This window comes from Vibrio pelagius (assembly GCF_024347575.1).
GTDB lineage: Bacteria > Pseudomonadota > Gammaproteobacteria > Enterobacterales > Vibrionaceae > Vibrio > Vibrio pelagius.
Genome location: NZ_AP025505.1, coordinates 299,686 through 313,494 on the forward strand (window position 1 = coordinate 299,686; position 13,809 = coordinate 313,494).

Genomic DNA, 13,809 nt, shown 5'->3' on the forward strand with positions numbered 1-13,809 from the left:
CAAAATGAGTATTAAACGCAGTAATCGCATCCGATTGACATTGAGTTATGGCCTGATTCTGTTGGTATCAGTGATCATTATTTACCCATTAGTGTGGACAGTTGGTGCGTCCTTCTATCCTGGTAACAGTATCATGGGGGAGTCTATATTCCCGGACAACCCAACTCTGAGTCACTATGCAACCTTGTTTGCAAATGACAAAGTGGCTTACCTGACCTGGTTCTGGAATAGCTTGAAAATCAGCTTTTTAACCATGGTGCTTACGCTTATCAGTGTGTCATGTACGTCATATGCATTTTCACGCTTTCGCTTTAAAGGCAGAAAAAATGGTCTAATGCTGTTTCTTCTCTTGCAGATGATTCCGCAATTTTCCGCTCTAATTGCGATATTTGTTCTGGCACAGATGTTGGGGTTGATTAATAGCCATCTCGCATTAGTACTGGTTTATGTTGGCGGTATGATTCCGATGAATACATATTTAATGAAAGGCTACTTGGACGCGATACCAAAAGATCTGGATGAGTCAGCAAAGATGGACGGTGCGAGTAATATTCGCATATTCCTGGAGATTATATTACCTATTTCAAAACCAATCATTGCAGTAGTTGCATTATTCTCTTTCACGGGACCACTTGGTGATTTTATTCTAGCAACAACCATTTTAAGAACGCCTGAAAATTATACGTTACCTATCGGTTTATATAATTTAGTCGTGGAAAAGATGGGAGCAAGTTATACCACATATGCAGCAGGTGCTGTGCTCATTTCAATACCTGTAGCACTTCTTTATCTATCATTGCAAAAATACTTTGTATCCGGTTTAACAGCAGGTAGTACAAAAGGCTAATACTAGAGAGAAAGACATGAATAATAAATTTAAGGTTGCACTTATTAGTGCGGCAGTGGCTTTGGCTGGCTGTCAATCAGTAAATTCTTCAAATAACAGTAGCACTAACTCTGATACTGACTCGGATAAGCTTGTTATAACTGCACCAAATTTGAGATCTGACTTTATTCGAGGTATGGATATTTCCATGTTGCCTGAAATAGAAAAATTAGGTGGAAAGTATTATCAAGATGGAAATGAAGAAGATCTGATTAAAATACTAAAAAATAATGGTGTTAACTCTATCCGCGCTCGTTTGTGGGTCGATCCAGCGTCTGCTACAGGTGAAGTATTTGGTGGCGGCAATAACACGTTAGAGCGTTCTATAGAGCTTGGTAAACGCGCACAAGAAAACGATATGTCATTCCTATTGGATATCCATTACAGCGACTTTTGGGCGGACCCTAAAAAGCAACAAAAACCGAAAGAGTGGGATCAACTTACGTTTGAGAACCTCACACAGAAAGTTTACGACTACACGACACAAGTGATGAAAGCACACCAAGCTGCAGGTGTCGTGCCTGATATGGTGCAAGTTGGTAACGAACTGAATGGTGGCATGCTTTGGCCTGAAGGTAAAAGTTGGGGTCAAGATGGTAAGGAATTCGACCGTCTATCACTCCTTTTAAAAAGTGGCATCCAAGCGGTACACGACAACGACAGTGGTAAAGACATTCAAATTATGTTGCACCTCGCAGAAGCAGGTGACAACGGGCTCTTCCGTTGGTGGTTTGATGAAATCACCCAACGTGGTGTCGATTTTGATGTGATTGGTATGTCTTATTACCCGTGGTGGCATGGTCCAATTGACAAAGTAAAGGCCAACATGAATGACGTCATTAGTCGTTACAACAAGCCTATCGTCTTGGTCGAAACGTCTTTCCCATTTACCACTGATAACGGCGATTCATTAGCTAATAGTTACTCCGAGGCCGGTCCGATTGAGGGGTACAGTGTGTCAATCGAGGGGCAAGCACAATATCTGTCCGACATGATGATGTTGCTGAATGAGTTACCTAACGAGCAAGGTTTAGGAATTTATTATTGGGAGCCTGCATGGTTGCCAATCGATGGAGCTACTTGGTCAACGGGCGCTGGTATGGACTATAGCGGGGATAAGTGGGATATGGGCAACTCATGGGAAAACCAAGCATTGTTTGATTTTGAAGGCAACGCTCTACCGTCATTGAAAGTATTTAAAGGTCAATAATGAACAACAAAAAACACATCATTCCCAAGATAAAAGGCTTACTCCATGGCGCAGATTACAACCCTGAGCAATGGTTAGATAAACCAGATATTTTAGCGAAAGATATCGAATTGATGAAGCAGACGAATTGCAACGTTATGTCTGTCGGTATCTTCAGTTGGTCTGCTCTTGAGCCTGTTGAAGGTGAGTTTCAGTTTGAATGGCTCGATAGTGTACTTGATAACTTAGCAGTCAATGATATTTCTGTATTTCTGGCAACGCCAAGCGGTGCGCGCCCTGCTTGGTTGTCGCAAAGATATCCGGACGTTTTACGAGTTAACAGCTCTCGAGTTAAACAGCTACACGGAGAGCGTCATAACCATTGTTACAGCTCTCCTAACTATCGAGAGAAAGTAGCTATCATGAACGCAAAACTGGCTGAACGTTACAGTCAACATCCTGCGGTGATAGGCTGGCACGTTTCGAATGAATATGGCGGTGACTGCCACTGTAACTACTGTCAAGACGCATTCCGCTTATGGTTGCAAGACAAGTATGGCTCTCTGGATAACTTAAATAAACTGTGGTGGAGTGCGTTTTGGAGTCACACTTACACCAGTTGGGAGCAAATCGAATCGCCATCTCCGATTGGTGAGAACTCTGTTCACGCGCTTAAGTTGGATTGGAAGCGATTCTGTACTGATCGTGTTTTGAACTTCTGTGAACACGAGATTGCACCGCTCAAGTCTATTAATCCAGATCTGCCTACGACGGCTAATTTCATGGAATATTTTTACGACTACAACTATTGGGAGCTGGCAAAATCAATTGATGTTGTGTCTTGGGACAGTTATCCGCTTTGGCACCGTGATAGCGACGAAGTTGCACTCGCTTGCTATACCGGGATGTACCATGACTTGATGCGTACACTGAAAAACCAACCGTTTTTACTCATGGAATCAACTCCCAGCCAAACCAACTGGCAGCCAATTACTAAGCTCAAAAAAGATGGTGTTCACTTACTTTCATCATTGCAAGCAGTGGCTCATGGTTCTGACTCTGTCCAGTACTTTCAGTGGCGAAAAAGCCGCGGTTCTGTAGAGAAGTTTCATGGCGCGGTGATTGATCACGTTGGTCATGCACATACTCGCACTGGTCGTGAAGTGACGGCCGTTGGTGAGTATCTTAAACAGATCAATGATGTAGCGGGAACGAGCACGCAAGCGGAAGTGGCGATCATTTTTGATTGGGAAAACCGTTGGGCAATGGATGATGCATCAGGTCCTCGTAATGAAGGTCTTCACTATGAACAAACCGTGTGTGACCATTATCGAGGTTTTTGGCAGCAAGGTGTTAGCTGCGACATCATAGAGCAACTATGTGATTTTACTCCTTACAAGATCATTGTTGCGCCAATGCTGTACTTGATAAAGCCGGGTGTATCGGAGCGCCTGGAAGCATTTGTAGAGCAAGGTGGGACGTTAGTCGCGACTTATTGGAGTGGCATCGTTGACCAGAATGATCTGTGCTTCTTGGGAGGTTTTCCCGGTGGAGAGGGGAGCCCGTTACGCCGTACATTCGGTATTTGGGCTGAAGAGATTGATTCACTCTATGATCATGAGCGCGTGCTGTTTGAAATGGAAACGCATTCTGGTTTTGGTTTCAGTGGAGAATTCAAGGCCAAGCACTTAATGGAGCATATTCATTTAGAGACGGCAGAAGCTCTGGCTTATTACCGTGAGGACTTATTTGATGCTTGTCCAGTGATTACTAAGAATCAACTTGGTAAAGGTTGTGCTTACTACATCGCTGCACGTACAGAGACAGAGTTCAACGAATTATTTTACAAATCTCTTGTTAACTTACATGGGATTAGTAAGCCAATCGAAAACGTACCTTACGGAGTATCAGTGACATCCCGTGAGGACGAAAAATCTCGTTATTTGTTTATTATGAACTTTTTAAATGAGTCGAGAGATTTGAAAGTTCCAGACGGAAACTGGATAAATTTAAACACCGGAAAAGATGTTAATAGTAATATATCACTCACTCCTTACGAAGTCGTTGTAATTAAAAGTATCAAGTAAAAATTAGGTCCGATCATTTGTTCGGACCATTAATAATAATATTGAAAAAAACAAGATGATAATAATCTTGCGGGTAAGTATTGCCTAAATTAAGGATATGTCGATATTTACCCAGCCAATAACCAAAAAAATCATACAAAAGGAAATTAAAATGAAAAAAGCAACATTGACCGTCGCTATTTTAGGTTCTTTATTCGCCACTCAAGCTTCAGCCGTCGACTTCTATGGTTACGTTCGTGCTGGTTTGGGAGCTAGTGCTGATGGGGGTGGCACAAAGGCTGGAGATGAGTTTAATAAAACGAAATTGGGTCGCTTAGGCAATGAATTTGATACATATTCGGAAATTGGATTGGGTCAAGAGCTATTTAATGCAGACGGTCGCTCAATGTACTTTGAAAGTATGTTTGAAATGTCATCCGACGGAAATTTGGAATCTGAAAACAGTAAGGATGACAGTGCAAACTTTGGAATTAAACAGTTAAACATACAAGCTAAGGGCTATATCTCTGCTTCTCCTGATGCGGTTATTTGGGCTGGTAAACGTTTTTATCAACGTCATGATATCCATATTATAGACACCAAGTACTGGAATATATCCGGTTACGGTGTCGGTGTCGAAAATATAAAGTTAGATACCGGTGCGATCTCTGCAGCGGTGATTCGAGCTGATAATGAGTTAGCCGAGTGGGATAATGCAGGCAACAAAACGAGTTACGGAGATTTGAATACATATTTCTTAGATTTACGTTACGCGGGCTTTAGCCCATGGGAAGGATCTTGGACTGAATTTGGTATCGACTATGCAATAGTTAACCCGACGGATGAGCAAGAAAGCCATGCTGAAAACTTCGATAACGGATTAATGCTAACTGCTGAACTTAGCCAGAGTTTCGCGTTGGGTTACAACAAGTTTGTACTCCAATACATGGACAAAGGGCTTGCACAGAATGCCATCTCACAAGGAGGAGGCTGGTATGACATCTGGAGTGGTGACGTCAGCGATGCAAAAGGGTTTCGCTTTATCAGCACCGGTGATTTGAATTTAAGCGAAAATGTCGTAATCAATCATGTTCTAACTTACGGTAACGTAAAAGATCATGGTGACTGGTTAGACAAGGAGGAGTTGTTCTCATTTGTAGCGCGCCCGACTTACAACTGGTCACCATACAACAAGACCATATTAGAGGTCGGTTACTTTGATCAGAAAAAAACTTGGGATTCAGGCTCTGAAGACAAGTTTAGTGGTACAAAATTCACTATCGCACACGCAATTTCAGCGGGTGAATCTTTCTTCGCTCGTCCAGAAATCCGATTTTTTGCAACGTATTTGAAAGATAACGAAGGCGACTCTTTTGATAACAACAAGAGTAATGACACGATCAACTACGGTGTGCAAATAGAAGCTTGGTGGTAATCAACTTCTACCTTAGATAGGCCAGCTTAGTTCCATTTTACCTATCACATGGAAATCTTTTGTCATTTGCTCTTGAAGTGGGTCGTATTCAGCCGGAGGGGGCGGAAAATATGTACATATTTCCACTTCAAGAGCTTTTTTCACGGACTATGTATGAAAGCACTGTCGTTAAAGAATAAAATTATAATCTTATTTGGAATATCTTTAATCATTACTATTGTGACTGCTTACTTTAGTGTTAAGTATATTATTGGTGACTACATCAATAATTCATACAACAGTCGTATGATTAGTAATGTAGGGTTAATTAGCAGCGAAATTAAAAAATCCATTGAACGCGATATATCGGTAATTGAAAGTTTAGATTTTGGAATAATTGGTATTCGTGACACAAAACAGAAACTGGGTTATGAGCAAGTTGTGAAGCTTGTTAATAAGACAGCTTTGAGTGATAAAGGCAGCTTAGATAAAGGGCAATCTCAATACTATATTGATTTGGCTCGAGACCATCATGAAGGTATAAAAATAACACAAGTTTTTTCGGAAAGTGGTCAGGAAAAAGTAATCATTTCTAAAAAGAAACATAGTGTTGTAGATTTCTTTACTATCAATTTGAGCTTAATTGGAGAGCTAATACAGCGTTATAGTGTCCCAGGTGTGCACTTTGAGTTACTAGACGAAAATGAAAACTCTATTTATTCAACAGGACGTCTAAACTTAGATTTGAAACAAACGGACGTTGTTAATGTAGCGGGGTCAAATTGGTATTTACGCTCGTATATTGACTACGAATATATCAAAGGAATTATCGATAATATAAATAAAGATATTACAAAGTATATGTCATTTTGCGCTTTTATTATGCTGGTTATTAGTCTGTGGATTCTAAATTTTCAACTAAGCCCGTTACCTAAGTTAAAGAATTTAGTTGAAAGCTTAGCAGGACGCGATGCAGACTTAACTCAACGCATTAATCTTAATCGTCAAGATGAAATAGGTCATATCTCCAACTCAGTGAATGGTTTTATAGATAATTTGCAGGCTTTATTTAAAAAAATCTCTAGTTCTAATGTTGCTTTGAACGACGCCAGACAAGAACTTGATGTGCAAATTGGACGGAATGTATCTACTGTTTCCCGTTACAGTAAGCAGAATGAGAGCCTGTCTAATGCTATAAATGATATTCGACGGTCATCATTAGATGTTCAACAACAAACTCACCAAGCAATGGAGCTAGCACAACAAGTAAGTAGCCAAGTGAGTGAAGCGGTCGTCAAAAGTGCGGTTGCTGAAAATATTGGAACCACCCTAGGTGAGAATACAGAACAAGTCTCTTCCTCAATTGGTGTTATGGATACAGTATCTCAGGGGATCAGTAACATTCTAAGCTCGATTCAAAAAATTGCCGATCAAACTGATTTACTAGCGTTAAATGCTTCTATTGAAGCAGCAAGAGCAGGAGAGTCAGGAAAGGGGTTTGCTGTTGTCGCCGAAGAAGTACGAATACTCGCGTCGAAAACTCGAAGCAGCACTATTGAAATTGATGAGTTTCTGATTCAGTTTTCTGACTCGTCTCAGAAGCTGGTGGAACAGATGTCTCAAGTTTTAAAAAGCAGTGAGCTTAGTCGAAATTGTACACTAGAAGTTATTGAGCAGATTCAACTTGTTGAACACGCAGTTAGTAAAATAAATATCATTAACTCTGGTGTTTCACAAGCATCAGATGCACAGTGTGAAATGATGAAGAAACTTAACTCAGAGATCGAGCTGTCTAACTGTTTGAGTGATGAAATTGCTCACGGTGCAAATGCTATTGCGAGTGTCCATGGAGATATCAGTCGAATTTCTTCGGCATTGACTAAAGATGTAGCGGTTTTCAAAGTTTAACGACGAAACTAACTCATCTGCAATAAGTTAAGGAGAAGTTGAGGTAAACTTGTCAAATCTTACCTTATTAAAACGGTAGATAAGATGTAAGGGAAAATATGGAAAACATCATCGAACAAGCCATTAAATTGAGGAAAGAGACTAAGCATCAAGAGTCGAGAGCTTTGCTAGAAACCCTTCTAAAAGATGAAACTTATGCAGCGAAGGCTCACTTGCAAATCGCTTGGTCATACGACAATGAAGGTAGAGAGCAAGAAGCTATTACCCATTATCTGTCATCTCTTTCAGGTCTATTATCGTCGGCTGAAAAGTTTGATGCTTTGTTCGGGCTAGCGAGCACCTATCGAAGCCTTGGTAGGTATTCGGAGGCGCTAAGCTATTTCGAGCAGACTCTAAGAGAGTACCCTAGTTCTATTGAAGTTCAGCCTTTCTATGCTATGTGTCTCTACAACTTAGGGCGTCATAAAGAAGCAACATCATTGCTACTCAAACTATTGGTCTCAACCACGAACAGCGATGCAATTAAAGAGTATCAGCGTGCTATTTCTTTATACGCAGAAGATTTAGATAGAACGTGGTAGAGGAAACACAGTAATCGGTATATGAGAAGGGTTTTTTGTCGCTTTTAACTATCTCCTCGGTGTTCTTTTTCTACTTGTTGATCTTTGATGATTTGAAGTAGAGAAGGCAGAAATTCTCCTCTGTCCGTAAACGTCTCACTTTTCCAGATGTTCGATGTCATCAGTGCTTTCGGGCAGTGGAATAATAATGTATCAACCTCTACTTTTATTACGAGTTTAGGTTTGGTTTTACCATCAAGGCAAAGGTTGCGGCTGGCATCGTCTACATGAATGGATGCCGTACCTTTGACCCGAACCACATCTTCAATGCCGGGAACAATGAACAGCATCCCTACATTTGGGTTCGTCAGCAGGTTAGTTAAAGTGTCTAAACGATTGTTTCCTGGGCTGTCAGGGAAACCAATGGTTTTGTCATCAAATACTTTTACGAAGCCTGATTTACCGCCACGCGGTGAGACGTCCAAAAAACCATCCTGGCTAGTTGAAGAAAGAAAAAATAATGTGCTGCTTTCGATAAATTTCTTGGCGTGCTGATCGATGTGCCTTATGTCTTTCGCTACAGCTAACGGGTGAGGGGTAGGGTAGAGTTCTCTCAGTGCTTCCAGTGTTGTTATTCGAGTCATTTGATACTTTCTCTTTGGTTATCGGTCATAAACTATTTGTAAATGATACTTAGTACTATTTATAACTGGTTTGCATTATCATGAGCTAATTCCTATTTCAGAGTCAAACTCAATCGCATTCGTCACGCTGAATGCATGAGTAGATTCAATTGCAGTTGAAGCCAATATTATGCGTAACCTCAGTGTTGTCATTTCCGTTGTTATTCTCGCTTTTATGAGCACTTTCAGTTGGGCTGGAGACCATACCAATTACCCTATCAAGATCCAGCATGCTTTTGGCACTACGGTGATTCAGAAAAAACCAGAACGTGTGGCAACCGTCGCATGGGCGAATCATGAGGTGCCTCTCGCTCTTGGTGTCGTTCCGGTTGGTTTTGCTGCGGCAAAATTTGGCGATGACGACGGTGACGGTGTGCTTCCTTGGGTAAAAGCACAACTGGACAAACTCGGCGCTCAGACGCCAAGGCTATTTGATGAAGGTGACGGTATTGATTTTGAGGCAGTGGCAGCCACACAACCCGACGTTATCTTGGCGGCCTATTCTGGCTTGAGTCGTTCTGATTATGAAACACTTAATATGATTGCACCGGTTGTCGCTTACCCGACCGCGCCCTGGGCGACTGATTGGCGCAGTATGATCCGATTTAACAGCGCAGGTTTAGGCATGACGGAAGAGGGCGAATCGCTGATAAAAGATATTGAAACGGATATCGCAGCTCGCGTTGCTCTTTACCCTGAGTTAGCTGGCAAATCGGCGATGTTTATTACTCACCTCGACCCAACTGATTTAAGTGTGATTCGTTTTTACACCGGCAATGATACTCGAGTGAAGTTTTTTAACGATCTAAGCTTGAGCTCACCAGAGAGTATTGAAGCGCTCAGTCGCGCAGGTCAATTCTCTGGTGAGGCGAGTATTGAACAAATTGATGCATTTGATGATGTCGATCTTTTTGTTACTTATGGCGCAAAAGAGTTGCTGACCCCACTCGAAAATAATCCATTAATGTCAAAAATGCATGCCGTAAAAAATGGATCTATTGTGATGTTGGGTAGTGGACCACTAGCGACGGCTGCGAATCCAACACCTTTATCGATTTCCTGGGTATTGGACGATTACCTTGAGGCGTTGGCGACTGCTGCACGCAAAGCTCAATGAACCGTTCTGGGACACAACCCTCGGCTTCAATGCAATGTTCCCGGCGGCAAGGTTTTGGTCTTTCCCGATCTGTGAGTCTGGTTATTTTGCTCATTGCTTTAGTTCTGCTGTGCTTGCTTTCTGTTGCTTTAGGGACAAGGGAAGTGTCATGGCAGGAGATCACAAGTGCATTACTCGGGAATCTAAATACGGTTGGTGAAGCCGCGGTGTCAATGCGCATTCCTCGCACAGTGTTAGCCGTGATTGCAGGCGCTGCACTGGGATTATCAGGTGCCGTGATGCAGGGTGTGACTCGCAATCCGTTAGCCGATCCTGGGATTCTGGGTGTTAACATTGGTGCTGCCTTTTTTGTGGTTATCGGTCTGGCTTGGTTTGGTATGAACAAGTTGGAAAGCTATGTCTGGATGGCGATTTTAGGTTCGGCGCTGACCGCTGCTTTTGTCTATACCATCGGTTCTATGGGGCGCGGGGGAGCAACGCCATTAAAACTGGCATTAGCCGGTGCGGCAACTTCTGCGGCCTTATCGTGTTTTACCATTGCTGTCGTATTACCTCGTAATGATATTGCAGGCGGAGCAAGATCATGGCAAATCGGTGGTGTCGGTGGTGCAACCTTTGACACGATATTCATGGTGCTTCCGTTTTTAGTGGCGGGATTAGCGATAACCATGCTTACCGCCCGCAAGCTTAATACATTAGCACTCGGTGATGAGTTAGCTGCCGGCTTGGGTGAAAACGTGTTGTTTGCCCGTGCCGCCGCAGGACTGGGTGCGATTTTGTTGTGTGGCGCAACGACTGCTATTTGCGGACCGATAGGTTTTGTGGGGTTAGTGGTACCACATTTCTGTCGCTTGCTGGTGGGTGTTGATCATCGTTGGTTGTTGCCATTCTCCGCTGTGAGTGGTGCAAGTCTGCTGTTGTTAGCCGATATTCTTGGCCGCATTATTTCTCGTCCGAGTGAACTGTCTGTTGGTGTTGTTACTGCGTTTATTGGTGCTCCGTTTTTCATCTGGATTGTTCGCTGTCAGCGAATTAGGGAATTATAATGGCCGCTGAAATGCTTCTTTTACAACGCGTGCAAAACGCCCGTATGCAGCGTGCACGGCGTTGGGTTTTAATCATTGTAGGTCTCTCGTTTCTGGCTTTTTGCGCGTGGTGTCTAACGCTGGTATTAGGGCAGTCTTACACGTCACCTTCTGTAGTATGGCGAGTGCTTGGTGGAGAAAATATTCCGGGTGCAAGTTTTACTGTCGGATATCTGAGACTTCCAAGAGCGGTGGTATCGCTCTTAGTTGGCATGAGCTTCGGCTTAGCCGGCGTCGCATTTCAGACTATGTTGCGTAATCCTCTCGCAAGCCCTGATATTGTGGGCGTCAGCTCAGGAGCCAGTGCTGCCGCTGTCTTTGCTATCGTGGTCCTGAATATGGATGGCTCCGCTGTCGCGGTGTTTTCGGTCTTCGCCGGCCTCGCAGTGGCAATGGCTGTTTATGGTTTGTCCTACAAAAATGGCGTTGCAGGTACCCGGCTGATTCTCATCGGGATTGGTATCTCTGCCATGATCGAAAGTTATATCGCTTATTTATTGTCTCAGGCGATTTCCTGGGATCTGCAAGAAGCGATGCGTTGGTTAACCGGCAGCGTAAACTCGGTGCAGATTGATCAAACCTTACTGATCTTGTTATCGCTATGTGTTTTTGGTGGTTTGCTGATTAGCCAGACTAAGTCGCTCGAAGCCCTGCGAATGGGCGATGAAACGGCGGCTGCATTGGGTGTAAACACAAGCGTTACCCGGATTATCGTTATTGTGTGCGCGGTGGGTTTGATCGCAGTTGCGACGGCGGTAACGGGGCCGATTGCGTTTGTTGCCTTTCTGTCTGGCCCGATCGCCGCCCGTGTTGTTGGCTCAAATGGCTCTTTGTTAATTCCGTCTGCTTTAGTCGGCGCGGTGTTAGTGCTGGCCGGGGATTATATCGGCCAGTTTCTTCTGCCAAGCCGTTATCCGGTTGGTGTCGTTACCGGAGCACTTGGCGCTCCCTATCTTATTTACCTGATCATACGCGTCAATCGCACAGGAGGCTCGTTGTGACAAAAGCTCATGAATTAGTGGTAGAGCAGTTGTCTGCTGGCTACGGTGATAAAACAATCGTCAAAGACCTTTCACTTAATATTGTGCCTGGTAAGCTCACTTCAATTGTTGGTGCAAATGCGTGTGGTAAATCGACGCTGCTGAAAACCATCTCCCGTTTAATTGCGCCTTCACACGGCCAGGTGTTGTTAGATGGCAAATCAGTACACCACAGCTCAACAAAGACTTTAGCCCGAACGTTAGGCTTGTTGCCGCAATCACCGATTGCACCGGAAGGGATCACGGTTGGAGACCTGGTCAGTCGTGGTCGTCACCCGCATCACGGGTTAATGTCTCGCTGGAGCACAAAAGATGATGAAGCTGTTGCGAATGCGCTAGAAGTGACAAAACTCTCTGAGTTAATTGACCGTGAAGTGGATGAGTTATCGGGAGGGCAACGCCAGCGTGTATGGATAGCGATGGCGCTTGCTCAGGAAACCGACATCCTATTACTCGATGAGCCGACCACCTTTTTGGATGTCACCCACCAAGTTGAGGTTTTAGACCTGCTGGTGGATCTCAATCTACAGCGTGGAATTACCATCGTGATGGTTTTGCATGATCTCAACCTGGCGGCGCGTTATTCCGATTATTTACTGGCGATGATTAATGGTCAGATACATGCACACGGAGCACCTCAGCAAGTACTCACCACAGAGATGATCCAGGCGGTGTTTGGTTTAAATAACCATATCATTCAAGACCCCGTCACTCACATCCCAATGATGATTCCTATCGGACGTCACAAGCTTAAATAAACCGCTTCTTCATTCTGCATAACCTCGCGGGGCTCTTGTATATCAATCGCTGCTTCTCCGGGATTTCCGGTTCCGGAAAGCAGATGCAGAAACTCGATCAGAGCCGGATTATCAGATTTATTCTTATACACAAAACCGAGCGTAAAAGTGTGTGGCAGAATGTCCAACGGTGTTGAACAGAACTTATCGGAGTGGCGGCTAAAGTGTCGTTCGTTAACGATAGCGACACCGCTTCCTGCGGCGACTAATCCAAGCATCGTGCTTTCACCATGTGCCCATTGTGTTACTTTTGGTATCCAGCCAATGTCATTCAGCATAGATTCTTGCCAATCGTAATACTCAGGGTCAACCACACGTGGCAGACGGATGAATGGCAGTTGATTGAGTTCATCAATGCTCATAGAAGGGGATACTTTATCAGCCCAGTTATTTGGATAGGCTAAGACAAGCCGATCTTGAGCTATGGGCTGCATTGAATATTCGGAAGGCAATTCAGAAAAGCGATAGAGAAACGTGCCGTCAATTTGCTCTAGCTCTAGTCGTTTAAGCAATACCGCAGGCATATCAGAATAAAGTTCCAACTCTACACCTTGGTTATCGTTACGGAACTGGTTGATCGCTTGGTTCACTTCACCTTCCCATAATACGAAATCTGGGACACCAATGGTAAGGCTGCCATAATCCGAATGGCTAAACTGACGCACTCGCTCATTGGCATCACTGATTTGGCGTAAAATCGCACCGAGCTCTTTTTGGTAGGCTTTGCCAGCACGGTTTAAACGTAGTCCTTTCGGTAACCGTTCAAACAACTGCACGCCTAATTCCGTTTCTAATTCTTTAATTTTTCTCGAAATTGCTGGTTGTGTAACGTGGACCTTTTGTGCAGCTAATCGAATGTTTTGTGTTTCTGCGACCGCTAAAAAATATTTTAAGTGGCGTAGCTCCATGAGTTTGTTTCTCTCTCGGCATCGGTTGATAACTATAAATCAATTTTATTAATAGTAAATAGTAAGCATTATCGTTTAGATTATCAAAAATATAAATAACTATAAAAATTGCTGTATAGGATATAGAAAATGGAAAACATTAACAGTGGTAACTCC

12 protein-coding genes are annotated in these 13,809 nt (G+C 43.4%); 10 read left to right on the forward strand and 2 right to left on the reverse strand.

Annotation, left to right across the window (positions count from 1 at the left end; translation table 11 throughout):
- Positions 1-4 precede the first annotated feature (4 nt).
- The 6 genes from vsple_RS21495 to vsple_RS21520 all read left to right on the forward strand — a co-directional run bounded on the left by vsple_RS21495 (position 5) and on the right by vsple_RS21520 (position 8,044).
- A complete protein-coding gene (locus vsple_RS21495; protein WP_025789580.1) occupies positions 5-847 on the forward strand; it encodes a sugar ABC transporter permease in 843 nt (280 codons plus the stop codon).
- Positions 848-863: 16 nt separating this feature from the next.
- Complete coding sequence (locus tag vsple_RS21500) at positions 864-2,096, forward strand: glycoside hydrolase family 53 protein (protein WP_261884126.1); 1,233 nt, start codon at positions 864-866, stop codon at positions 2,094-2,096.
- Positions 2,096-4,162: a beta-galactosidase gene (locus vsple_RS21505; protein ID WP_261884127.1), complete on the forward strand. Its 2,067-nt coding sequence runs from the start codon at positions 2,096-2,098 to the stop codon at positions 4,160-4,162. The genes vsple_RS21500 and vsple_RS21505 overlap by 1 nt, the downstream gene beginning before the upstream one ends.
- Positions 4,163-4,307: 145 nt before the next feature.
- Positions 4,308-5,576, forward strand: coding sequence for a maltoporin (locus vsple_RS21510; RefSeq protein ID WP_420833832.1), 1,269 nt, complete (start codon positions 4,308-4,310; stop codon positions 5,574-5,576).
- A gap of 153 nt (positions 5,577-5,729) precedes the next feature.
- Positions 5,730-7,463: a methyl-accepting chemotaxis protein gene (locus vsple_RS21515; RefSeq protein WP_261884129.1), complete on the forward strand. Its 1,734-nt coding sequence runs from the start codon at positions 5,730-5,732 to the stop codon at positions 7,461-7,463.
- 98 nt (positions 7,464-7,561) lie between these two features.
- Complete coding sequence (locus vsple_RS21520) at positions 7,562-8,044, forward strand: tetratricopeptide repeat protein (protein WP_261884130.1); 483 nt, start codon at positions 7,562-7,564, stop codon at positions 8,042-8,044.
- A 44-nt stretch (positions 8,045-8,088) separates the two neighbouring features.
- Here the strand turns inward: vsple_RS21520 and vsple_RS21525 are convergent, their stop codons facing one another.
- On the reverse strand, positions 8,089-8,667 hold the full coding sequence (locus vsple_RS21525; protein WP_261884131.1) for an MSMEG_1061 family FMN-dependent PPOX-type flavoprotein: 579 nt from the start codon (positions 8,665-8,667) through the stop codon (positions 8,089-8,091).
- A gap of 169 nt (positions 8,668-8,836) precedes the next feature.
- Here vsple_RS21525 and vsple_RS21530 point away from each other — a divergent pair, with 169 nt between their 5' ends.
- The 4 genes from vsple_RS21530 to vsple_RS21545 are packed head-to-tail and all read left to right on the forward strand — an operon-like array spanning position 8,837 to position 12,706.
- Positions 8,837-9,823: an iron-siderophore ABC transporter substrate-binding protein gene (locus vsple_RS21530; protein ID WP_420833825.1), complete on the forward strand. Its 987-nt coding sequence runs from the start codon at positions 8,837-8,839 to the stop codon at positions 9,821-9,823.
- A gap of 29 nt (positions 9,824-9,852) precedes the next feature.
- On the forward strand, positions 9,853-10,869 hold the full coding sequence (locus vsple_RS21535; RefSeq protein ID WP_261884354.1) for a FecCD family ABC transporter permease: 1,017 nt from the start codon (positions 9,853-9,855) through the stop codon (positions 10,867-10,869).
- Positions 10,869-11,909, forward strand: a complete 1,041-nt coding sequence (locus tag vsple_RS21540; RefSeq protein ID WP_261884132.1) for a FecCD family ABC transporter permease — start codon at positions 10,869-10,871, stop codon at positions 11,907-11,909. The genes vsple_RS21535 and vsple_RS21540 overlap by 1 nt, the downstream gene beginning before the upstream one ends.
- A complete protein-coding gene (locus tag vsple_RS21545) occupies positions 11,906-12,706 on the forward strand; it encodes an ABC transporter ATP-binding protein (RefSeq protein ID WP_261884133.1) in 801 nt (266 codons plus the stop codon). Before vsple_RS21540 ends, vsple_RS21545 begins: the two co-directional genes overlap by 4 nt.
- Here vsple_RS21545 and vsple_RS21550 read toward each other — a convergent pair.
- Positions 12,691-13,653 carry a LysR family transcriptional regulator gene (locus tag vsple_RS21550; protein ID WP_261884134.1) on the reverse strand — a complete coding sequence of 321 codons (963 nt, stop codon included), beginning with the start codon at positions 13,651-13,653 and terminating at the stop codon, positions 12,691-12,693. The genes vsple_RS21545 and vsple_RS21550 overlap by 16 nt on opposite strands.
- Positions 13,654-13,809 lie beyond the last annotated feature (156 nt).

What these genes read in the sequence shown, in the direction of transcription:
- vsple_RS21495 (WP_025789580.1), top strand. Translation starts at nt 5, where the DNA reads ATGAGTATTAAACGCAGTAATCGCATCCGATTGACATTGAGTTATGGC.
- vsple_RS21500 (WP_261884126.1), top strand. Translation starts at nt 864, where the DNA reads ATGAATAATAAATTTAAGGTTGCACTTATTAGTGCGGCAGTGGCTTTG.
- vsple_RS21505 (WP_261884127.1), top strand. Translation starts at nt 2,096, where the DNA reads ATGAACAACAAAAAACACATCATTCCCAAGATAAAAGGCTTACTCCAT.
- vsple_RS21515 (WP_261884129.1), top strand. Translation starts at nt 5,730, where the DNA reads ATGAAAGCACTGTCGTTAAAGAATAAAATTATAATCTTATTTGGAATA.
- vsple_RS21520 (WP_261884130.1), top strand. Translation starts at nt 7,562, where the DNA reads ATGGAAAACATCATCGAACAAGCCATTAAATTGAGGAAAGAGACTAAG.
- vsple_RS21525 (WP_261884131.1), bottom strand. Translation starts at nt 8,667, where the DNA reads ATGACTCGAATAACAACACTGGAAGCACTGAGAGAACTCTACCCTACC.
- vsple_RS21530 (WP_420833825.1), top strand. Translation starts at nt 8,837, where the DNA reads ATGCGTAACCTCAGTGTTGTCATTTCCGTTGTTATTCTCGCTTTTATG.
- vsple_RS21535 (WP_261884354.1), top strand. Translation starts at nt 9,853, where the DNA reads ATGCAATGTTCCCGGCGGCAAGGTTTTGGTCTTTCCCGATCTGTGAGT.
- vsple_RS21540 (WP_261884132.1), top strand. Translation starts at nt 10,869, where the DNA reads ATGGCCGCTGAAATGCTTCTTTTACAACGCGTGCAAAACGCCCGTATG.
- vsple_RS21550 (WP_261884134.1), bottom strand. Translation starts at nt 13,653, where the DNA reads ATGGAGCTACGCCACTTAAAATATTTTTTAGCGGTCGCAGAAACACAA.